General features: G+C 70.4%; 21 protein-coding genes. 17 read left to right on the plus strand and 4 right to left on the minus strand.

The window, feature by feature from the left end; translation table 11 throughout:
- Position 1: 1 nt before the first annotated feature.
- Genes ACFRFH_RS07360 through ACFRFH_RS07385 form a run of 6 tightly spaced genes read left to right on the plus strand, consistent with a single transcriptional unit; the run spans position 2 to position 5920 of the window.
- Positions 2 to 1000, plus strand: coding sequence for a cyclase family protein (locus tag ACFRFH_RS07360; RefSeq protein ID WP_382462331.1), 999 nt, complete (start codon positions 2 to 4; stop codon positions 998 to 1000).
- Positions 1001 to 1048: 48 nt separating this feature from the next.
- Entirely contained in the window at positions 1049 to 2182 is a 1134-nt protein-coding gene (locus ACFRFH_RS07365) for an FAD-dependent monooxygenase (RefSeq protein WP_382462332.1), read from the plus strand.
- Positions 2179 to 3162, plus strand: coding sequence for a fumarylacetoacetate hydrolase family protein (locus tag ACFRFH_RS07370; protein WP_382462333.1), 984 nt, complete (start codon positions 2179 to 2181; stop codon positions 3160 to 3162). Before ACFRFH_RS07365 ends, ACFRFH_RS07370 begins: the two co-directional genes overlap by 4 nt.
- Positions 3159 to 3941, plus strand: coding sequence for an SDR family NAD(P)-dependent oxidoreductase (locus ACFRFH_RS07375; RefSeq protein ID WP_382462334.1), 783 nt, complete (start codon positions 3159 to 3161; stop codon positions 3939 to 3941). The genes ACFRFH_RS07370 and ACFRFH_RS07375 overlap by 4 nt, the downstream gene beginning before the upstream one ends.
- Positions 3942 to 3960: 19 nt before the next feature.
- Positions 3961 to 5121 carry an alpha/beta hydrolase family protein gene (locus ACFRFH_RS07380; RefSeq protein ID WP_382462741.1) on the plus strand — a complete coding sequence of 387 codons (1161 nt, stop codon included), beginning with the start codon at positions 3961 to 3963 and terminating at the stop codon, positions 5119 to 5121.
- A 1-nt stretch (position 5122) separates the two neighbouring features.
- On the plus strand, positions 5123 to 5920 hold the full coding sequence (locus ACFRFH_RS07385) for an SDR family NAD(P)-dependent oxidoreductase (RefSeq protein WP_382462335.1): 798 nt from the start codon (positions 5123 to 5125) through the stop codon (positions 5918 to 5920).
- A gap of 9 nt (positions 5921 to 5929) precedes the next feature.
- On the opposite strand, the gene ACFRFH_RS07390 is transcribed toward ACFRFH_RS07385, so the two are convergent.
- From ACFRFH_RS07390 to ACFRFH_RS07400, 3 genes are read right to left on the minus strand one after another with little or no spacing between them, the layout of a single operon-like run.
- Positions 5930 to 6646 carry an SDR family oxidoreductase gene (locus ACFRFH_RS07390; RefSeq protein ID WP_382462336.1) on the minus strand — a complete coding sequence of 239 codons (717 nt, stop codon included), beginning with the start codon at positions 6644 to 6646 and terminating at the stop codon, positions 5930 to 5932.
- Positions 6647 to 6681: 35 nt separating this feature from the next.
- A complete protein-coding gene (locus ACFRFH_RS07395; RefSeq protein ID WP_382462337.1) occupies positions 6682 to 7530 on the minus strand; it encodes an aldo/keto reductase in 849 nt (282 codons plus the stop codon).
- A gap of 11 nt (positions 7531 to 7541) precedes the next feature.
- A complete protein-coding gene (locus tag ACFRFH_RS07400; protein WP_382462338.1) occupies positions 7542 to 8981 on the minus strand; it encodes an MFS transporter in 1440 nt (479 codons plus the stop codon).
- A gap of 100 nt (positions 8982 to 9081) precedes the next feature.
- On the opposite strand from ACFRFH_RS07400, the gene ACFRFH_RS07405 reads away from it, so the two are divergent.
- From ACFRFH_RS07405 to ACFRFH_RS07415, 3 genes are read left to right on the plus strand one after another with little or no spacing between them, the layout of a single operon-like run.
- A complete protein-coding gene (locus ACFRFH_RS07405; RefSeq protein WP_382462339.1) occupies positions 9082 to 9972 on the plus strand; it encodes a helix-turn-helix domain-containing protein in 891 nt (296 codons plus the stop codon).
- Between the two features lie 14 nt (positions 9973 to 9986).
- Positions 9987 to 10322, plus strand: a complete 336-nt coding sequence (locus tag ACFRFH_RS07410; RefSeq protein WP_382462340.1) for a carboxymuconolactone decarboxylase family protein — start codon at positions 9987 to 9989, stop codon at positions 10320 to 10322.
- A gap of 11 nt (positions 10323 to 10333) precedes the next feature.
- Positions 10334 to 11317, plus strand: coding sequence for an aldo/keto reductase (locus ACFRFH_RS07415; protein WP_382462341.1), 984 nt, complete (start codon positions 10334 to 10336; stop codon positions 11315 to 11317).
- A gap of 42 nt (positions 11318 to 11359) precedes the next feature.
- Here ACFRFH_RS07415 and ACFRFH_RS07420 read toward each other — a convergent pair whose 3' ends face one another.
- Complete coding sequence (locus ACFRFH_RS07420; RefSeq protein ID WP_382462342.1) at positions 11360 to 12088, minus strand: FadR/GntR family transcriptional regulator; 729 nt, start codon at positions 12086 to 12088, stop codon at positions 11360 to 11362.
- A 124-nt stretch (positions 12089 to 12212) separates the two neighbouring features.
- Here ACFRFH_RS07420 and ACFRFH_RS07425 point away from each other — a divergent pair, with 124 nt between their 5' ends.
- From ACFRFH_RS07425 to ACFRFH_RS07460, 8 genes are all read left to right on the plus strand, one after another.
- Entirely contained in the window at positions 12213 to 13484 is a 1272-nt protein-coding gene (locus ACFRFH_RS07425; protein WP_382462343.1) for an ABC transporter substrate-binding protein, read from the plus strand.
- The gene (locus tag ACFRFH_RS07430) at positions 13481 to 14473 is read left to right on the plus strand and encodes a carbohydrate ABC transporter permease (RefSeq protein WP_382462344.1); all 993 of its coding nucleotides are present in this window, start codon (positions 13481 to 13483) and stop codon (positions 14471 to 14473) included. The genes ACFRFH_RS07425 and ACFRFH_RS07430 overlap by 4 nt, the downstream gene beginning before the upstream one ends.
- Positions 14473 to 15306, plus strand: coding sequence for a carbohydrate ABC transporter permease (locus ACFRFH_RS07435; protein ID WP_382462345.1), 834 nt, complete (start codon positions 14473 to 14475; stop codon positions 15304 to 15306). Before ACFRFH_RS07430 ends, ACFRFH_RS07435 begins: the two co-directional genes overlap by 1 nt.
- A 10-nt stretch (positions 15307 to 15316) precedes the next feature.
- Complete coding sequence (locus ACFRFH_RS07440) at positions 15317 to 16504, plus strand: mandelate racemase/muconate lactonizing enzyme family protein (protein ID WP_382462346.1); 1188 nt, start codon at positions 15317 to 15319, stop codon at positions 16502 to 16504.
- Between the two features lie 9 nt (positions 16505 to 16513).
- Positions 16514 to 17362, plus strand: a complete 849-nt coding sequence (locus ACFRFH_RS07445) for a fumarylacetoacetate hydrolase family protein (protein ID WP_382462347.1) — start codon at positions 16514 to 16516, stop codon at positions 17360 to 17362.
- Entirely contained in the window at positions 17359 to 18753 is a 1395-nt protein-coding gene (locus ACFRFH_RS07450; protein WP_382462348.1) for an aldehyde dehydrogenase (NADP(+)), read from the plus strand. Before ACFRFH_RS07445 ends, ACFRFH_RS07450 begins: the two co-directional genes overlap by 4 nt.
- Before the next feature lie 103 nt (positions 18754 to 18856).
- Complete coding sequence (locus ACFRFH_RS07455; protein ID WP_382462349.1) at positions 18857 to 20299, plus strand: glycoside hydrolase family 5 protein; 1443 nt, start codon at positions 18857 to 18859, stop codon at positions 20297 to 20299.
- Between the two features lie 3 nt (positions 20300 to 20302).
- Entirely contained in the window at positions 20303 to 21406 is a 1104-nt protein-coding gene (locus ACFRFH_RS07460) for a zinc-binding dehydrogenase (protein ID WP_382462350.1), read from the plus strand.
- Positions 21407 to 21423 lie beyond the last annotated feature (17 nt).

A 21423-nucleotide genomic window follows, 5' to 3' on the forward strand; every position in this document is an offset into this window, starting at 1 on the left:
GATGGCCGCACCGAGCGAAGACCCGGCCGACCTGGACCGCACCGACCCGGAGGCCGAGATCGCGGCGCGGGCGGAGGCCTACCGCAACTGGGGTCGCTGGGGCGAGGACGACGTGCTCGGCACGCTCAACCTCATCGACGCGGCCAAACGGGCGGACGCCGCCGCCCTCGTCCGTGAGGGCACGGCGATCTCCCTGGCGCAGTCGTTCGACATGAACGGCCCGCAGAAGGGCTGGCGCCGGCGCACCAACCCGGTGCACACGATGCTGGACACCGGGACGGACGCCGAGCGCGGCACCCAGGGCTTCCCGCACGGGCTCGGCGGCGCCGACGACGTGATCGCGATGCCGCTGCAGTGCTCGACGCAGTGGGACGGGCTCGGCCACATCTTCGATCACGGCTACGCCTGGAACGGCCGCCGGGCCGGGGACGTCGTGACGAGCGACGGCGACCTGGTCACCGGCATCGAGCACGCGGCCTCCGCGATCGTCTCGCGGGGGGTGCTGCTCGACCTGGGGCGGCACCTCCGGCCCACGACCGGAGAGTTGGAGGACGGCTACGCGATCACCGCAGCCGACCTCCGCTCGTGCGCGGAGGCGCAGGGCCCCTCGAGCACGGTGCGCACCGGTGACATCGTCCTGGTACGCACCGGACAACTCGCGCGCGTGCGTCGCGACGGCTGGGGCGAGTATGCGGGAGGCCCGGCCCCCGGCCTCTCGCTGACGACCGCCGGCTGGCTGCACGACACCGGGATCGCCGCGATCGCGACCGACACCTGGGGCTTCGAGGTCCGCCCGAACGAGTTCGACGTCCCCGCGTTCCAGCCGCTGCACCAGGTCGTCATCCCGAACCTCGGGCTCACCATCGGCGAGATGTGGGACCTGGAGGAGCTTTCGGCCGAGTGCGCGCGGCTCGGGAGATACGATTTCCTCCTCTCGGCTCCGCCGCTGCCCATCACGGCGGCCGTCGGGTCGCCGATCAACCCCATCGCACTGCTGTAGCGGCCTCGCCGTCCAGCCGCGTACGCAGAAGAACAGAGAGGTTCTCACATGACCGCCGTCACGAAGGTCGCGATCGCCGGAAGCGGTGTCGCGGGTCTGGCCACCGCCATCCAGCTCGCCAAGGCCGGCGTCGAGGTCGACGTCTTCGAGTCCAAGCCCGAGCTGAGCGCGCTCGGCTCGGGGATCACGCTGCAGGGGAACGCCCTGCGGGCCTTCGCGGCGCTCGGCGTCTGGGACGATGTGCAGCGCGAGGGCTACTTCTTCGAGGGGCTCACGCTGCGAGCGCCGGGGCCGGACGCCCCCGCCATCGCCGAGCTGCCCGAGGTGAAGACGGGCGGTCCGGACTTCCCCGCGACGGGCGGGATGTACCGTCCCGACCTGGCGCGCATCCTGCTCGCGCACGCCCAGGCGGCGGGAGCGAACGTCCGGTTCGGCGCGAAGGTCACGGGCGTGGCCGAGACCGAGGGCGGCGTCGCGGTGGAGGTCGACGGTTCGCCCGCAGGCGCATACGACCTCCTCGTCGGCGCCGACGGCCTCAACTCGGCCGTCCGCGAGCTGATCGGCATCGACACCAAGCCGCTGCCGACGGGCATGGGCATCTGGCGCTCGTTCGTCTCGCGTCCCGCCTCCGTCGAGCACAGCGAGCTGTACTACGGCGGCCCGGTCTACATCGCGGGTTACACGCCGACCGGCGAGGACACCATGTACGCCTACCTGGTCGAGCGCGCACAGGACCGCACCGGGCTCAGCGACGAGGAGTCCGTCGCGATCATGCTGGAGGAGTCGGCGGCCTACGGCGGACCGTGGAACGACATCCGCGCCGACCTCCAGGCCGGCGCGCACGTCAACTACACCTGGTTCACCCAGCACATCGTGCCGGCGCCGTGGAACCGTGGCCGCTCGGTCGTGATCGGCGACGCGGCGCACTCCTGCCCGCCCACGATCGCGCAGGGCGCGGCGCAGGCGCTGGAGGACGCGCTGGTGCTGACCGAGCTGCTGCTCGCCGCCGACACCGTCGACGACGCGCTCTGGGACGCCTTCCACGCCCGCCGCATCCCGCGCGCGCAGGCCGTCGTGGAGGCCTCCGTGCAGCTGGGCCAGTGGCAGATCGACCACGACCGGGAGGCCGACGCCCCCGGGCTCATCTTCGGCATCGCGCACCGGATGGCGGAGCCCGCATGAGGATCGCCCGCTGGACCGGCGACGGCGCGACCGTCTCCGAGGGGTTCGTGATCGGGGATCGGGTGGCCCCGTTCCCGGAGGGCCTCACCGTAGCCGAGGTGCTCGCCCGCGGGCTCGCCGAGGCGCACGCGCTGTTCGCTGCGGTTCAGGAGGCCGACGGCGCCGCCCTCGCCGACGCCCGGCTCCTCGCCCCGCTCGTGCCCGCGTCGATCCGCGACTTCGTCGCGTTCGAGGAGCATGTGGAGGGCGTGAGCGCGTCCGTCGATGGCAAGAGCGAGGTCGTGCCCGAGTGGTACCAGGCGCCGACGTTCTACTTCACCAACCCGCACACGGTGCTCGGGCCGGACGAGGTGCTGCGGCCTCCTGTCAGCGCCCGCCTCGACTTCGAGCTGGAGGTGGCGACCGTGATCGGCGGGGCCGGCGGCGCGAACCTCACCGCCGACGAGGCGGCCGGCGTGATCTTCGGCTACACGATCATGAACGACTGGTCCGCCCGCGACCTCCAGTCGCGCGAGATGAAGGTGCGCCTCGGCCCGGCCAAGGGCAAGGATTTCGGCACCAGCCTCGGGCCGTGGATCGTGACGGCCGACGAATTCGAGCCCTTCCTCGACGACGACGGCTTCCTGGCCGTCCGGGCCGAGGTGTTCGTGAACGACGAGCGCATCGGGCACGACCTCGTGTCGAACATGGGCTGGCCGTTCCCGGAGCTGGTCGCCTACGCCTCCCGGAACTCGCGGGTCGTGCCGGGCGACGTGCTGGGCTCCGGGACGACTGGCAACGGCGGCTGCCTGGCCGAGCTGTGGGGCCGCCGCGGCGAGCTCACTCCGCCTCCGCTGACCGAGGGCGACACCGTGCGCATGGCGGTGGAGGGCATCGGCGAGCTGATCGGACCCGTCGGTGCGGCCGTCGCCGCCCCCGAGCTGCCGGCGGCGCGCGAGCGTTCGCGTGCCCGCAGTCGTGGGGAGCGGGTCGCGCAGTGACCGCGCCGGACCTGTTCGCGGATCTCGACGGCGCGACCGTCGTCGTCACCGGCGCCGCGCGCGGTCAGGGGGCCGCGGAGGCGCGGCTGCTCGCCGCCCTGGGCGCGCGTGTGATCGCGACCGACGTCGTCGATCCCGCCGACGCCCTAGATGACGCCATCGCCTTCCGCCACCTCGACGTCACCGATGAAGCGGCCTGGGCGCAGCTCGCCGCCGACCTGGCCGAGACGCTCGACGGAAGTCCACTCCGCGGCCTGATCAACAACGCGGGCGTCACCCACCGCGCCGGCATCGACCGGACCGAACGCGCCGACTGGGACCGCGTCATCGCCGTGAACCTGACCGGCCCGATGCTCGGGATGCGCGCGCTGTCGCCGCTCATGGCAGCAGGCTCCTCGATCGTCAACGTCGGCTCGGTCGCAGGGCTGACCGGTCACTACACGGCCGCGTACACAGCCTCCAAGTGGGGCCTGCGCGGGTTGTCGCGGGTCGCGGCGACCGAGTACGGGCCGCGCGGCATCCGCGTGAACACCATCCATCCCGGGTTCATCGAGACCGACATGACCGCCAATGCGCCGGCGGCGATGCGGGAGGCGCAGCTCGAACTGACGCCCCTGGAAAGGCTGGGTGAGGCCGCCGACGTCGCCGGTCTCGCCGCCTTCCTGATCTCGGACGCGTCGGGCTACATCTCCGGCGCCGACCTCCCCGTCGACGGAGGCTTCGCCTCCTCGGCCGGAGCCAAACACCTCGCCGACCGCATCGCGGCCGGCGCGCAGTAGAAGGAGCCCTCCCGTGTTCATGTACTTCCCGACCAACTACGTGTGGAGCCTCGCCGTCGTGGCGACCCTCAACAACGGCGGCTTCATCGACGAGGTCGACCGGGCGTGCAAGCCGGTGCTGCTCGCCGCGCAGAACGGCGACGACGCCGGGACGGCCGAGCTGTACGCGGCGTGGGAGGCCGTCGCCGACCGGCTCGTCGCCAAGGCACGCGCCGACGAGGAGGCCGGCCGCCGGATCGGTGCGGGGGAGACGTACTACCGGGCGTCGCTGTACACGTCCCAGGCCGAGCGGCTGCAGTCGCCGCGCTGGGAGGGCCGCAACGCCGCGTACCAGAAGTCGATCGACCTGCTGCTGAAGCATGTCGAGCTCAGCGGCGTCCCGCTCACCCGGGTGGAGGTGCCGTACGAGGGCTCGTCGCTGCCCGGCTACTTCTACCGCGCGCCGGGCGACGGCCCGCACCCCGTCATCATCCAGTGGAACGGCCTCGACTCGACCAAGGAGATGATGTACTACTCCGGGTTCCCGGCCATGCTGGCCGAGCGCGGTATCTCCACGCTGATGATCGACACTCCCGGGTCCGGGGAGGCCCTGCGCCTCCGCGGCCTGACCGCCCGCTACGACACCGAGGTCTGGGCGGCCGCCATCGTCGACTGGCTGGAGGCGCACGCCGCCGAACTCGACGTCGACCCCGGACGCATCGGCATCGTCGGCTGGTCGCTCGGCGGCTACTACGCGCCACGCGCCGCGGCGTTCGAGAATCGCCTGAAGCTGGCCGTCGCGTGGGGTGCGAACCACGACTGGGCCGCCGTGCAGGAGGCTCGTCGCAACCGGGAGGGCGAGAACCCGGTCCCGCACTACTGGGACCACGTCTTCTGGGTCTGGGGCGTGAACGACATGGACGAGTTCATCGCCAAGACCAGCTCGATGCATTTGAACGGCGTCGCCGAGAAGATCACCGTGCCGCTGCTGATCACCCACGGCGCCGGCGACCGGCAGATCCCGGTGCGGTACGCCCACGAGACCTACGAGCAGGCGGTGAACAGCCCGCGCCGCGAACTGCGGGTCTTCGACGACCCGGAGGGCGGTACGGAGCACATCTCCATCGACAACATGCCCTACGTGGCCGGCATCATCGCGGACTGGATCGCTGAGACGTTCTCCGCGGACGGACCCCGATGAGATGACGACGCCTGAACCGGCTGGAGGCAGCGGCAGGCTGCAGGGCAAGGTCGCGGTCATCACGGGAACCGCGGGCGGTCAGGGACGAGCGGCGGCCCTCCTCTTCGCACGGGAAGGCGCCACGGTCATCGGCTGCGACCTCGACGCCGGGCGGAGCCGCGAGACCGTCGCCCTGGTGAAGGCCGCCGGCGGCACGATGCAGAGCACGCACCCGCTCGACCTGACCGACGACCAGGCCGTGGCCGCGTGGGTCGCCGGCATCGTCGCCGAACACGGCCGCATCGACATCCTCTACGCCAACGCGGGAGCGACCCGCTTCGCGCCCGTCGAAGAGACCACAGCCGCCGACTGGTCCTGGGTGCTGCGGCACGAGCTGGACATCGTCTTCCTCCCGGTCAGGCACGCCTGGCAGCACCTCAAGAAGACCGCGGGAACCGTCGTGCTTGTGGGCTCTACGGCAGGCGTGTCCGGCTCGACCACGAACACCCGGATCGCACACACCGCGACCAAGGGCGGAGTGGTGGCGATGACGAAGCAGCTGGCGGCCGAGGGCGCCCCGTTCGGAATCCGCGTCAACTGCGTCAGCCCCGGCATGATCCGCACCCCCGCGACGGAGGGCGACCTGCTCGCACCGGACCATCCGATGCGAACCATCGCGGCGTCGATCCCGCTCGGCCGGATCGGCCTGCCGGAGGAGGTCGCATCCTGTGCGCTGTTCCTGGCGAGCGGGGATGCGTCGTACGTGACCGGGGCGAATCTCATGGTCGACGGCGGGTGGTCCGCGGTTCTGCCTGGATAGGCGGGCCGCTCAGACCTGAGTCGCCGGCCGAAGCAGGATCTCGTTGATCGCGAGGTGGCGCGGACGGCTGAGGGCGAACACGATGACCTCGGCGATGTCGGCCGCGGTGACCGTGGCCTGGCTGTACGCGTCGTTCACCGCCGCGCTGGTCTGCGCGTGGGTGATGTGGGTGGGGAGCTCGGTGGCGACGACGCCGGGCTCGATCAGGGTCACCCGCACACCGGGAAGGAGTTCTTGGCGCAGCGACTCGGACCATCCGTTCAGCCCCCATTTGGTGGCCGCATACACGCCGTTGCCCGCGCGGGCGGTGCGTCCGGCGACGGAGGAGATGTTGACGATGTCGCCCCTGCCAGCGGTGAGCTGGTCGAGGAAGACCTCCGTTGCGGTGATCGCGCCGAGCAGGTTGACGTCGATCATGCGCCGGTAGTCCTCGCGCTGGTCGGCGGAGAACGGTCCGAGCAGCATGATGCCGGCGTTGTTGATCAGCACCTTCGCCGGTCCGAGTTCGTTCCGGACGCGTTCGGCGGCGGCGACGAGCTGATCGCGGTCGGTGACGTCCGCTTCGATGGCGATCGACCCGTTTCCGAGTTCCGCCGCGAGGGCGTCGATGCGATCCGCGCGGCGTGCGAGCAGCGCGACCCGGTAGCCGGAGGCGGCGAGCGCGCGGGCGGTGGCTTCGCCGATTCCGGAGGAGGCTCCGGTGACGACGGCGACGAGGTCGGACATGGGTGTTCCTTTCGTGGGGTGTCGGATTCGAGTGGTCAGCCGAGTCGGCGGGCGCTCAGCCAGCGGACCATGTCGGGGTCGGCGTGGTCGAAGAACTGCGACTCGCCGGTGTGGAGGCCGGCGATCCGCGCCATCTCCTCGCCCGAGAGCTCGAAGTCGAACACGTCGATGTTCTGCGCCATCCGGTCGGGGCTGACGGTCTTCGGGATGACGACGACCTCGCGCTGGATCATCCAGCGCAGCACCACCTGGGCGACGGTCTTGCCGTGCGCGTCGCCGATGGCCGTCAGGACGTCGTTGGTGAACAGGCCGTTCTTGCCTTCGGCGAACGGGCCCCAGGACTCGAGCTGGACTCCCTCACTCTTCATCAGCTGCTGGTAGTCGACGTTCTGCCGGAACGGGTGGGTCTCGATCTGGTTGACGGCCGGGGTGATCTCGTTGTTGATGATGAGGTCGAGGAGCTGGTCGGGTGCGAAGTTGGAGACGCCGATGGCACGGGCGCGGCCGTCGCGGTTGAGGTTCTGCATGGCGCGCCACTGGGCGTAGTAGTCGCCGAAGGGCTGGTGGATCAGGTAGAGGTCCACGTAGTCGAGCCCGAGCTTCCCGACCGAGTCGTCGAATGCGCGAGCGGTGTTCTCCTCGGCGGGCTGGTCCTGGATCCAGAGCTTGGTGGTGATGAAGAGGTCCTCGCGCGGGATGCCGCTGGCCGTGATCGCGGCGCCGACGGCCTCCTCGTTGCCGTAGGCGGCGGCGGTGTCGATGGAGCGGTAGCCGGCGGCGAGGGCGGCCTCGACGGCCTGCTGGGTCTGGGCGTCGTCGACCTGGAAGACGCCGAAGCCGAGGATCGGCATCGTCGTGCCGTTGTTGAGGGTGACGGTCTGCATGAGTGTTCCTTTCAGTGGTGGTTGGTGGCGGACCGGCGTGCGGCGAGGTCCGCGGGAAGAATGAAGATCAGGGTCACGACCAGGGCGATGCCGACCATGACGGCACCTCCGGTGTACGAGTCGGCGACCCGGTCCGCCAGGGTGGCGGCGCCGGCTCCAATGGCGGTGAGGGCTGCGACGCCGAGGGTGCTGCCCAGCTGGTGGGCGGTGTTGACCAGGCCGGACGCGGCGCCGGCGTCTTCGGCGGGAGCGCTGGCGATGCCGGCGGCGGTGAGTGGCCCGAAGCAAAGGCCTTGTCCGATGCCGAACAGGGCGAGCGGGCCAGCGAAGCCGAGTAGATACGAGGTTTCGGGGGTGATCTGGGCGAGCCAGATCAGCGCGGCGAGGACGATGGCGATGCCGACGGCGACCAGCCACGCGTTCCCGAACCGGCGGGTGAGCCGGGCGACGAACAGGGAGACCCCGAATTGGAGCAGGCTCATCGGCAAGAATGCGACGCCGGTCTGCAGAGGTGTCCACCCGTAGACACCCTGCAGGAACTGGGTGGTGAAGAAGAAGAACCCGATTCCGGTGCCGGCGAACAGGAGCCGGGCGACGGCGGCGCCGCTGCGTTCCCGGCTGGCGAACAGCCGCAACGGCATGATCGGCTGTTGTGCTCGCCATTCGTTCAGAACGAAGATGGCAAGCACCACCACTCCCGCTGCGAGGGGGACGAGGGTTCCGGGTGCCGTCCAGCCGTGGTCGCCGCCCTCGACGATGCCGTAGACCAGCGCGCCCATTCCCAGCGTGGAGGTGATCGCGCCGAGCAGGTCGAAGCGGCCACGGACGATCGGTGAGGTGGGCAGGAACCGGAGGGCGAGCACGATCATTACGATGGCGATCGGCACGTTGATGAAGAACCCGACCCGCCAGCTCAGCAGCGAGGCCAGCGCACCACCGGCGACCATCCCGACGCTGGCGCCGATCCCGGCGGTTGTGCCGTAGGCCGCGACCGCACGGGTCCGCTCGCGTCCTGGTGCGAAGGTGGCGGTGATCAGCGACAGCGAGGACGGTGCCACGATCGCCGCGCCGATGCCCTGGAACGCGCGGGCCCCGATGATCCATGCTTCTGACTGGGCGGTTCCGACCAGCAGCGATGCCAGACCGAACAGTGCCAGGCCGACAATAAACACCCGGCGCCGTCCGAGCAGGTCGCCGGCGCGAGCCCCGAGCAGCAACAGCCCGCCGAAGACGAGCGTGTACGCATCCTGAACCCAGGAGAGCGCGGCCGGGGTGAGTTGCATCGTCTTCTGGATCTGCGGGAGACCGGTGAAGATGATGGAGTTGTCCAACACGATCATGAAATAGCTGACCAGCACGATCACCAGCACCGCCCGAGGATGCGCGGTCGCCCGAGTCGACTGAGGGGTCGCCTGAAGGGCGGCCGGGCGAGTGTCGTTGTTCGTTGTCATTGATCCAGTTCAACCCGTATCTCTCCCGCGAGGCAGTGACGGGTTATCCGTGTACCGGCAGTCAGTCGCTCGATACCCGCCGGCGTCGTAGCGTTGCGGCATGGACAACAGGGACGAAGTCAGCGAGTTCCTCCGGACCCGCCGCGCCCGCCTGACCCCCGAGGGGGCCGGGATCATCGGCGGCGGCCGGCGTCGCGTGCCGGGCCTGCGCCGGGAGGAGGTCGCGATGCTCGCCGGAATGAGCAGCGACTACTACGCGAAGATGGAGCGCGGCAACCTCGCCGGCGTCTCCGCCGAAGTGCTCGACGCCCTCGCAGCAGCCTTGCGGCTGGATGAGGCCGAGACCGAGCACCTGCACGACCTCGCCAGGGGCGCCGGTCCCGAGCCGGTCCGACGCCGCCCGCGGCCGGTCGCCGCCACCACGATCCGCCCGAGCCTTCAGCGGTTCCTCGACACGAACACGATGACGCCGACCTTCGTCCAGAACCGGCGCAAGGATCTGATCGCAGCGAACCCGATCGGACTCGCCCTGTTCTCGCCGCTGTTCGCGGACCCCGCCAACCAGCGAAACAACGCCCGGTTCACGTTCCTCAGTCCCGCCTCCCGGGTCTTCTTCACGGACTGGGACAAGGGCGCCGACAGCATCGTCGCGTCGATGCGGACCGAGGCCGGGAAACACCCGCACGACAAAGACCTGACCGACCTGATCGGCGAGCTCGTCACCCGCAGCGACGCCTTCCGCATCCGCTGGGCGGCCCACAACGTCAAGCCGCACCGGTCCGGGAGCAAACGCATCCACCACCCCGACGTCGGAGACCTCGAGTTCGAGTTCGAGGGGATGGAGCTGCCCGGCACCCCCGGCTGGATGCTCTACGCCTACACGACGGAGCCCGGCTCCTTCACCGAAGAACGCATCGCGCTCCTCGGCAGCCTCAGCATCACCCCGGACGAATCCACCGGCACGACCGCGCACAGCCGCGATCGCGCCTGACCGTGAGGACAACCATGTCAGCAACCAACCCCGCCGTCGCACCCGACCTCATCCGCCGGCACGCGCCGAAGCTCGCCGATCTCACCGACGACGTCCTCTTCGCCGACGTCTGGGAGCGGCCGGAGCTGTCGCCCCGCGACCGCAGCCTGATCACCGTCGCCGCTCTGGTCGCGCTCGGCCGCGACGCACAGCTCGTCGGCCACCTGCGCCGCGCGCTCGCCAACGGACTCACCACCGACGAGCTCACCGAGGCGATCACCCACCTCGCCTTCTACGCCGGGTGGCCTGCGGCCATGAGCGCGGTCGGGGTCCTCGCCTCCGTGACCGCCGAGTCGGCCTCCCAGGACTGAGGACGACTCGCATGCAGACACGCACCCTCGGCACCGACCTTGCTGTATCCGCGATCGGATTCGGATGCATGGGCCTCAACCACGGTTACGCGGACAAACTCGATGAGAGCCACAGCATCGACGTGATCCGCAGGGCGGTCGACCTCGGCGTGACCTTCTTCGACACGGCCCAGGTGTATGGGCCGTTCACCAACGAGGAACTCGTCGGGCGAGCCCTCGCGCCCGTCCGGGATCAGGTCGCGATCGCGACCAAGTTCGGCTTCGACTTCGACGGATCCCGCGAGAGCGGCCTCAACAGCTCACCGGAGTACATCCGCAGCACGGTGGAGGCATCTCTGAAGCGCCTCGCGGTGGAGCGCATCGACCTCCTCTACCAGCACCGCGTCGATCCCGACGTGCCGATCGAGGACGTCGCCGGTACCGTCACGGAGCTGATCGCCGAGGGCAAGGTCGCCCACTTCGGTCTATCTGAGGCCGGCGCCGCGACGATCCGGCGCGCCCACGCCGTGCAGCCGGTCACCGCCCTGCAAAGCGAGTACTCGCTCTGGTGGCGGGAGCCCGAGGCGGAGATCTTGCCGACCCTCCGAGAGCTGGGGGTCGGTCTGGTGCCTTTCAGCCCTCTCGGCAAGGGATTGCTCACCGGCGCCGTCGACAGCTCGACGTCCTTCGGCGAAGGGGATGTCCGAGCGACTCTTCCCCGCTATTCCGCCGAAAGCCGGAAGGCCGGCGCCGATCTGGTCGAGCTGGTGACCAGGATCGCCGAGACCAGGAACGCCACTCCCGCTCAGGTCGCGCTCGCCTGGCTGCTGGCGCAGGGGCCCTCGGTCGTGCCCATCCCCGGGACGACGAAGCTCCACCGGCTCGAAGAGAATGTCGGCGCGGCCTCCGTCGACCTCAGTGAGGACGAGCGAGAGCAGCTCGACGCGGCGTCGGCCCGCATCGACACGACCGCTGCGCGCTACCCGGAGAAGATGCAGAAGTGGATCGACCGGTGAGGTGAGCGGCGAGCGCCACTGGCGCCGGAGGAGCCCGAGGTGTCAGCCGGCCTCCGGAGGCTCGACCGGCTGAGGCTCTTCGAACGGCGGCTCCCCGCCGCGGAGGTCGAGGTCGGACTCCCGGATCGCGTGCTTCATGGCGCGTTCGGCGGCGGCGGGGTCCCCGGCGGCCACTGCATCGAGCACGCGTTTGTGGTCGGGGACGGGGTCGAGCCAGTCGGCGCCGGGATGGTGCTGGATGCGGTTGCGGGCGTCCAGGGCGTGGATCACGACGACGTCGAGGCGCACCATCAGCTCGTTGTGGGTGGCGTGCAGCAGCGTGAGGTGGAAGTCCCGGTCGGCCTCCGCGAGGCGCGATGCGTTGCGCCCCGCGCCCTCGAACGCAGCGAACGCCGTCCGGAGCGCCTCGATGTCGGCTTCGTCACGGAACTCCGCAGCCAATCGGGCCGCTGCGGGCTCGATCACATCGCGTAGTTGCGAGAGCTCGGCCAGCAGACGGTCGTCGTCCCGCCGAGCCTCGCGCCGCCACAGGATGACGTCGCCGTCGAGCAGCTTCCAGTGGTCCCGGCTCGTGACGATGGTGCCGCGCTTGGGCCAGGAGTCGATCAGCCCCTTCTCGCGGATGACGCGCAGCGCTTCGCGGATCGCCGTCTTGCTGACCCGGAACTCCGGCTCCAGCGCGTCGATGTCGATGCGGCTTCCCGGTGGATAGTCGCCTCGGACGATGCGGAGCCCGAGGGTGTCCACGAGCGCCGCGTGTAGATCTGCCATGAGTGGACCCTATCCGTCCGGGTGTTCGTGCCCGGCCTTTTTGCGTTTAGACGTATTGTTACTATTATTCCTATTAATTCGGACTCCCGTCCGATCATCCGCACCGTTTACGAAGGAGTAGGCCATGCAGTCACGTCCCCCTCGCCGCAGCAGAGTGCTGGGCTTGGTCGCAACGCTCGCGGTGGGCGTCGTCGCCCTCGCGGGATGCTCGTCCTCCAGCCCCAGCAGCACCGCCGGGGCGAACACGCCGAAGCCCGCGACGATCACGTTCGCGGCGTCGACGCTCGGCGACCCGGGCCGCGGCCCCGGCCTCCAGAAGCTCATCGACGAATACAACGCCAGTCAGAAGATCGTCACCGTCAAGCCCGCGTCCGTCCCGTACCCGACCTTCGGCCAGACGGTCCTGACGCAGATGGGCGGCGGCGAAGGGCCCGACCTCGTCCGGTTCGACATGCCGGAGTTCGAGGCGGCGGCCGGGTCGAGCCTGCTGGAGCCGCTCGACGACAAGATCGATGCCAAGGCGCTGCACCTCATGCCGGGCCCCGACAAGTACCTGACGGTCGACGGCCACCGTTACGGCGTCGTGTTCGAAGACGCGAACTACGGCATGTTCTACAACACCGCCCTGATCCCGACCCCGCCGACGACGTTCGACGAGTTCCTGCAGACCGCCAAGGGCCTCACCGCGGGCGACACGTACGGTCTCGCCTTCCGCCAGACCCAGGCGGAGGAGGCTGACGTCTGGCAGGACATCTTCAACTACGTGCTCGGTTTCGGCGGCAACTGGTCGGACGGCAAGAAGCTGACGATCGACTCGCCGAACGTCATCAAGGGCCTGGAGGCGTACCAGAAGCTGTACGACGCGAACGTGATCCCGAAGGGCGCCGACGCGGCGACCTTCCGCAAGATGTTCGCCAACGGCAAGGTCGGCATGGAGCTCAACAACGGCGGCTACGCCACGGCGACCACCGCGGCGAACCCGCAGCTGAAGTTCTCGGTCGCCCGCATCCCCTTTCCGGTGAAGAAGCAGGGAGCGCTCCTCGCGCCGATCGTGATCAACGCGAACAGCAAGCACAAGGACGCCGCGCTCGACTTCATCCACTGGCTGCTCAAGCCCGCCCAGCAGGTGAAGCTGCAGGAGGTGCTCGGCGCCAGCAGCGTCGCGACACCCACCAAGCGCAGCGAGGCCAGCCTGCAGAAGTACCCCTTCCTGCCGGTCCTCGACGACCTGACCGACTCGGGCGTCCCGCAGATCGTGCTCGGCTTCGGGGCGCAGACCCCCGACATCCGTCACATCGTCGTCACCCAGGTCCTCTCCGCCCTCAAGGGGGAGAAGGACATGAAGTCGGCGATGCAGACTGCTCAGAAGCAGGCAGCGGAGCTGGTCGGGCAGTGAGCACCACGACGGGGTCGCGCCGGGAGGCGCGGCCCCCGCACTCCGCGCAGCCCCCGGAGCAGGTGCGGCGCGCGCCGACGGAGCAGCTTTCCGCCCGCCGGCGCCGCCGGGTCGTGGGAAGCCCGTGGACGCCGTACCTGTTCCTGGCGCCCGCTGTGCTCTACATCGTCGTGTTCCAGCTGGTCCCGCTGGTTCAGGAGGTGTACCTGAGCTTCACGAGGACGACCCTGCTCAACCCCGCGGTCAGCGTGTGGGTGGGCCTGGCGAACTACCAGCGCGTGTTCGCCGACCCGGAGTTCCAGCAGACGCTGCTGACCACTGCCGTCTACGTCGTCTGCTGCGTGGTGGGGCCCGTCGGGCTGGGCCTGATCGTGGCGCTGCTGCTGAACGGACGGTTCCCCGGCCGGGGCGTCGCCCGTTCGCTGGTGACGATCCCGTGGGCCGCGCCCGGCATCGCCGTCGCCCTGATCGCGACCTGGATGTTCAATCCGCAGTTCGGCATCCTGACGAGGCTGCTGCGCGCCGTCGGCATCGACCCGGGCGCCAGCGGCGCCCTGGACAACCCGCGGCTCGCTCTCGCGGCGATCCTCCTCACCACGATCTGGCAGCTCGTCCCGTTCGTGGCCGTCGTGCTGCTGTCGGCTCTGCAGTCGGTGCCGCAGGAACTGGTCGAGGCGGCGTCGATGGACGGCGCGGGACGGTGGGCGGTCTTCCGCGTCGTCACCTGGCAGGTGCTCAAACCGACGGTCGGCCTCGTCGCCGTCCTGATGACGATCTGGTCGCTGCGACGGTTCGAGCTGATCTGGCTGATGACGCGCGGCGGCCCGCTCGGGTCGACGCGGACGCTGGTGATCGACCTCTACTCGCAGGCTTTCGAATCCAAACAACTCGGCGTCGCCGCGGCGATCGGGATGGTCGGCATCGTCATCTCGGCGATCGTCATCATCGGCAGCAGACTCGTCGCCCGCGCCGCGGCACGGGAGGCATGATGCGCACCGCGCGACGCTTCGGGGTGACCGCCCGCATGATCGCGGTCCTGGTCGTCCTGGGCCTGGCGATCTTCCCGGTCTACTGGATGTTCGTCACCGCTCTCACACCGGACTCCGCCTTGTACAGCGGCGGGACGAGCCTGCTGCCCGACTTCGGCCGGATCGGCGTCTTCGCCGACGTGCTGGCGGACGGCCAGGTGCTCGGCTGGCTGCTCAACAGCCTCATCGTCGCCGGGGGCACCACTGTCCTGGCCGTGGGCTTGGGCATCCCGCTCGGCTACGCGCTCTCGCGGTTCGGCTTCCGCGGCAAGGTCGCCATCGGGGTGGCGCTGCTGTTCACGCAGATGCTGCCGGAGGCGCTGCTCGTGGTCCCGCTGTTCTCGATCTTCCGCCGGTTCGAGCTGCTCAACTCGCTGCACGGCCTGATCCTGGCCGACACCGCGTTCGCGCTGCCCGTGGTCGCCCTCATCCTCAAGGGCGCGATCGACGGCGTGCCGCGCGAGCTCGACGAGGCGGTCCGCGTGGACGGCGGCCGGCCGTTCACGGTGCTCAGCCGCGTCATCCTGCCGCTCATCGCACCTGCGGTGGCGGCGTCGGCGGTGATCGCGTTCTTCAGCGCCTGGAACGAGTACGTCTTCGCCGTGACGTTCGTCTTCGACAAGGGCCTGCAGCCGGCGTCGGTCGGCGTCGCCGGCTTCATCGGCGAGCAGGACACCTCGATCCAGAGCATCATGGCGGTCGCGTTGCTGTTCACGCTGCCCGCCGTCGCCTTCTACCTGTTCGCACAACGCTACGTCGTCAGCGGTATGACCGCCGGCGCCGTGAAGGGATAGCACCACCGATATGAAGATCACCAGTCTCGACACCGTCGTGGTCGACTTCTACCGCACCAATCTCGTCTTCGTCCTGCTGGGCACCGACGAGGGTCTCACCGGTGTGGCCGAAGCGACGCTCGAGGGGCAGGAGCACGCCGTCGTCGGCGCGGTCCGGCTGCTCGGGGAACGCGTCCTCGGCGACGACCCCACCCGGATCGCGGAGACGATCTACCGGCTCAACCGCGACTCGTACTGGCGCGGCGGGCCGGTCTCGATGACCGCGCTCAGCGCTCTCGAGACCGCGATGTGGGATGTCTCGGCCCGGGCGCTCGGCGTCCCCGTTCACCGGATGCTCGGCGGTCAGACGCGCGACCGCGTGCGTGCGTACGCCAACGGCTGGTTCTCCGGAGCCCGCACTCCGGAAGACTTCGCGGAGGCCGCGGTCGCGACGGTCGCCCAGGGCTTCCGCGGGCTGAAGTGGGACCCGTTCGAGGCCGCCGACCTCACCGTCGGCGCGGGCGACCTGCGCCGCATGCTCGAGCCCGTGGCGGCCGTCCGCGACGCGGTCGGAGACGACATCGAGCTGTTCATCGAGGGCCACGGCCGCTTCGACGTGCCGAACGCCATCCGGATCGCTCGCGAGCTCGAGCAGTACCAGCCGGTGTTCTTCGAGGAGCCGAGCCCGCCGGACAGTGTCGACGCGCTCGTGGAGATCCGGTCGAAGTCGCCGATCCCGATCGCGGCGGGGGAGCGCTGGTTCGGCCGCAACGCCTTCCTGCCGGTGCTGGAACGCGGAGCCGTCGACTACATCCAGCCGGACGTCACCCACGCTGGCGGCCTCTCCGAGCTCGTCTTCCTCTCGACCCTGGCGGCCGCGCGCTACGTGCCGTTCGCGCCGCACAACCCGTCCGGGCCGCTGAGCACGGCGGCGACACTGCAGCTCGGGGCGGCGCTGCCGAACTTCCGCTACCTGGAGATCATGGCCGTCGACGTGCCGTGGCGCGGCGACATCTCGAACGAGGCGTTGCAGCTCACCGACGACGGCGACATCCTCATCCCCGAGGGCATCGGGCTGGGCATCGACCTCGACCTGGAGGCGATCGCCGAGCATCCCTATCGCGCGCATCCCATGCGGCTCTTCGACGACGCCGTGGCGGACATCCGTCCCGACGACGCGCGCTCGTACTTCACCAACCCGCTCGTCGCCGTCGGCTAGGAGACCACCGTGCACCTGTACCGCTCCACCGACGGCCGTGTCATCGCCCACCGCGAGGACGGCCACCGGCTCGTCCCCGTCGCCTCGATGGCCGAACTGCTCCGACTGCGGTCGGACGAACTCCGCACGCTTCTGGAGGGCGAGCTCGCACCGACCGAGCCCGGCACCGCCGCCGCCCCGATCGACGGCCGGACGGAGGTGTGGGCGAGCGGGGTGACCTACCTGCGCTCGCGCTCCGCCCGCATGGACGAGTCGAGCGACCCCGACATCTACGACCGGGTCTACGCGGCGGAGCGGCCTGAGCTGTTCTTCAAATCGGCCGCGTGGCGGGTGGTCACCGACGGGGAGCCGATCGCGATCCGCGAGGACTCCTCGTGGGATGTGCCGGAGCCGGAGCTCGCGGTGATCGCCAACCGGCACGGGGAGATCGTCGGGTACGGCGTCTGCGACGACGTCAGTTCGCGATCGCTGGAAGGCGAGAACCCGCTTTATCTGCCGCAGGCGAAGGTGTTCGCGGGGGCGTGCGCGATCGGCCCGGCGATCCGCCCGGCATGGGAGGTCGACGCGACGGCTCTCGACATCCGCCTGCGCGTCGAACGCGACAGCCGCACGCTGGTGGACGACGCGACCTCGACGGCGTCGCTCGCCCGGCCGCTCACCGAGCTGGTCGAGTTCCTGTTCCGTGCGGAGAACTTCCCGGACGGCGCGTGGCTCTCCACCGGCACGGGCATCGTCCCCGCGGACGATTTCACGCTGCGGGTCGGCGACCGCGTGACGGTCGAGGTCGAGGACGTCTCGTCGGTCACGAATCCGGTTGCTCAGGGGCGCGCATCGTGGGACTTCCTGGAGGGCCGGTGAGCGCGGCAGCGGCGGTGGCCGCGGACGGGGTGGACGTCGCCTGCCGCGCGGCCGCCGATGCGGCAGCCGGGTACGCGGACGCCACGGTCGAGGTGCGCTCCGCGCTGCTGAACGATATCGCTGACCGTCTCGACGGCGACAGCGATGCACTCGTCTCGCTCGCCGACGAGGAGACGCACCTGGGCGCCGGCCGTCTCGCCGGTGAGGTGCTCCGCACGACCGGTCAGCTGCGGGCGTTCGCGGAGCTGATCTCCGGCGCGTCCGGAGTGGTCGTGGACCAGCCTCCCGGCTTCCCCGAGCTGCGCCGGTACGTGGTGCCGCTCGGTCCGGTGGCGGTCTTCGCGGCCAGCAACTTCCCGTTCGCGTTCAGTGTGGCGGGCGGCGACACCGCGTCTGCGCTCGCCGCCGGCTGCCCGGTCGTGGTCAAGGCGCATCCCGGGCACCCGGCGCTCTCCCGGAGGACGGCGGGTCACGTCGCCGACGCCGTGCGCGCCGCCGGTCTGCCGGCGGGGGTGTTCGGCCTGGTCGAGGGCTTCCACTCCGGCCCCGCGCTCGTGCAGCATCCGGCCATCGCGGCGGTGGGCTTCACCGGCTCGCTCGCCGGTGGCCGGGCGCTCTTCGAACTCGCCGCCGCGCGGCCGGACCCGATCCCGTTCTACGGCGAGCTGGGCTCGGTGAACCCGGTCTACGTCACCCGTGAGGCGGCGAGAACGCGCCTGCGGGAGATCGCCACAGGCTTCGCCGGGTCGTTCACGCTCGGAGTCGGCCAGTTCTGCACCAAGCCGGGCATCGTGTTCGTCCCCGACGGCGACGCGTTCGCCTCCGCCGTCGCGGACGCGCTCGACGGCCGGGACGCCGCACCCATGCTGAACGAGCGGATCCTCAACGGCTATCAGAGGTTGGCTTCGCGCTTCGGGGGGCATCCCGGGGTCACGACGGTGCTGGACGGCTCCGCTGAGCCCGGGGGAGTGACCCCGAGCCTCTACGTGACTGACCTGGAGACCTTCGAGCGTGATGTGGACTCGCTCGGCGAGGAGCGCTTCGGCCCGAGCGCCCTCGTCGTCGGCTACGACGATGTGCGGCGCCTGCCCGAGGCCGCACGGGCGATCGGTGGGACCCTCACCTCGTCGGTGCACGCCGAGTCAGGCCGTGACGAAGGACTGCACCCGCTCGTCGCCGAGGCGACCCGGCAGAGCGGGCGCCTGGTCTGGAACGGCTGGCCCACCGGCGTCGCCGTCTCGCCCGCGATGACCCACGGCGGCCCGTACCCGGCCAGCACGGCGGCCGGGACGACCTCCGTCGGAACAGCGGCGATCGACCGCTTCCGCCGGCCCGTCACCTTCCAGGGCTTCCCGCCGGAGGCGATCCCGCCGAGCGCCGGGCCCGCTTGACACGCCCTTCCGCCGTCCCTAGCCTGAGAACGCGACGAAACCAGTCGTAAATCTTTGGAAAACTTTCGCACTTGCGAAAAGCGATGACAGCGAGGTCAGCCCGATGGTCCACGAACGTCCGCCCGCATTCGTCCGCACCGAGGGGAGCCGCTTCCTCGACGGCTGGGGGCGGCCGATCCGCTTCACCGGGGTGTGCGTCGGCGGCTGGCTCAACATGGAGAACTTCATCACCGGCTACGCCGCGAACGAGTCGCTGATGCGGGCCAGGGTCGCCGGAGTCCTCGGCGCCGACCGGGCGGACCGGTTCTTCGAGCGGCTGCTGGGCGCGTTCTACGGCGAGGCGGATGCCGAGTTCCTCGGCTCGCTCGGGATGACGATCATCCGCATCCCCGTCAACTACCGACACCTCGAGTCCGATGCGGACCCGTTCACCATCCTCCCGACGGCGTTCGAGCACCTCGACCGGGCGATCGAGGTGTCCGGGCGGCACGGCATCTACTCGATCATCGACTTGCACGCGCTGCCCGGCAGCCAGAACCACCACTGGCACTCCGACAACGCCACCCACGAGCCGCACCTGTGGCAGCACCCGCACTTCCAGGACCGGGTGGTCAGCATCTGGCAGGCGATCGCCGAGCACTACAAGGACAACACTTGGGTCGCCGGCTACAACCTGATGAACGAGCCGGCAGACGAGACCCGTGCCGCGGTCGGTCCGCTGTACCGCCGGGTCTTCGAGGCCGTGCGCGCCATCGACCCCGACCACACGGTCCTCCTCGACGGGAACACCTACTCCACCGAGTTCGACATGTTCGATGACGAGCCCTGGCCGAACGTCGTGTACTCGCTGCATGACTACGTCGCGGCCGGCCTCGGCCGCGGGGGCGACTACCCCGGCTACACCGACGGCACGTACATCGACGCCGCCTACGCCCGGGAGAAGTTCCTGCAGCGCTCCGAGTACGCCCGCCGCACCGGGACGCCGATCATGGTCGGCGAGTTCGCTCCGATCTACACCGGCGACGAGCGCGTCGACGCGATGCGCCGGCAGCTCCTGGCCGACCAGCTCGAGCTGTACCGCGAGTTCGACGTGAGCTGGACGAGCTGGATGTACAAGGACCTCGGCAGGCAAGGCCTGGTCACCGTGCCCCCGGAGTCGGCGTACCGTCGCCGCTTCGACGACTTCGTGGCCAAGAAGAACCGCCTCGCCGCCGACCAGTGGGGCAGCGACCGGCTCGGCGGCGAGGGCGTCCGGCCGGTCAGCGAGGCCGTCCAGGCCCTGATGGAGCGCGAGTTCCCGAACTGGAGGCCGTACCCGTGGGGACGGTTCGACACCGTCGCGACGGTGCTCAACAACCTCCTCTTCGCCCAGCCGCTGGCCGACGACTACGCGGAGCTGTTCCGCGGCCTCAGCGACGACGAGCTCGACGCGCTGGCCGACTCGTTCGCCTTCGAGCACTGCGTGGTGAGCGAGAGCCTCCGCGACCAGCTCGTCGCCGGTCAGGACGCGCAGGCCGTCACCGCCGCCGCGACCGGGCAGGCCTGAGGCGTGCGGGCCGTCGTCCTCCGGACCCCCGGGCAGCCCGCCCGGATCGAGGAGGTCGCACTCTCGGCGCCGCGCGACGGCGAACTGCTCGTGCGGATCGAGGCCGCGGGCGTCTGCCACAGCGACTACCACTACATGACGGGCGACCTCACCGCCCCGCTGCCGCTCGTGCTCGGTCACGAGGGTGCGGGGATCGTGGAGCAGGTGGGCGACGGCGGGTCGGGCCGGGTGCAGGTCGGCGACCGGGTGGCGCTGTTGTGGCGCCCCCGGTGCGGCCGTTGCGCCGCGTGCATCGCGGGCAACCCGGTGCTGTGCGAGCTCGGGCCGGTCCAAGCACAGTCGGGCGGCCTCCCCGACGGCACCTCACGGCTGGCGCAGGCCGACGGCGGCGAGCTGCACCACCTCATGGGGGTCTCCTGCTTCGCTGAGCGCGTCGTGGTGAACGAGAACGCCGCTGTGGTCGTGCCGGACGGCGTGCCGCCCGAGGTCGCCGCGATCGCGGCGTGCGCGGTCATCACCGGCGTCGGAGCGGTCTTCCACGAGGTCACGGAGGCCGCCGGACGGCCGCTGCTGGTCGTCGGCGCCGGAGGCGTCGGGCTGTCGAGCGTGATGGCGGCGGCACTCGTCGGCGCCCATCCGATCGTCGTCGCCGACATCGACCCTGCCAAACTCGAGCTCGCCCGCGAGCTCGGCGCCACCCACACCGTGGACGTGCGGCAGGAGGACCTCGTGGAGCGGGTGCTCGCCCTCACCGGAGGCGCCGGGGTGCCGTGGGCGATCGAGGCCATCGGGCGCGCGCAGACGCTGGAGCAGTCCCTGGCCTGCGTCGCGCCGGGCGGGACCCTCATTGCCGTGGGCCTCGGGGCGGCCGACGCGGGGTTCTCCGTGCCGCTGAACCAGCTCGTGCAGCGGCAGAAGCGGGTCGTCGGGTCGCTCTACGGCTCCAGCAACCCGCACCTGGACCTCCCGCGCATCTTCGGCCTGTACCTGGCCGGCCGGCTCCCGATCGATCGGCTGCTCGGGGACCGGCTGCCGCTGACCGAGTTCGAGGAGGCGTACCGGCGGTTGACCTCCGGTGCGGTCGGCCGCGGCATACTCGTGCCGTGACAGGCACAGAAACAGCA

Origin of the sequence: Leifsonia sp. NPDC056824, assembly GCF_042789575.1 — a bacterium.
Taxonomy (GTDB): domain Bacteria; phylum Actinomycetota; class Actinomycetes; order Actinomycetales; family Microbacteriaceae; genus Leifsonia.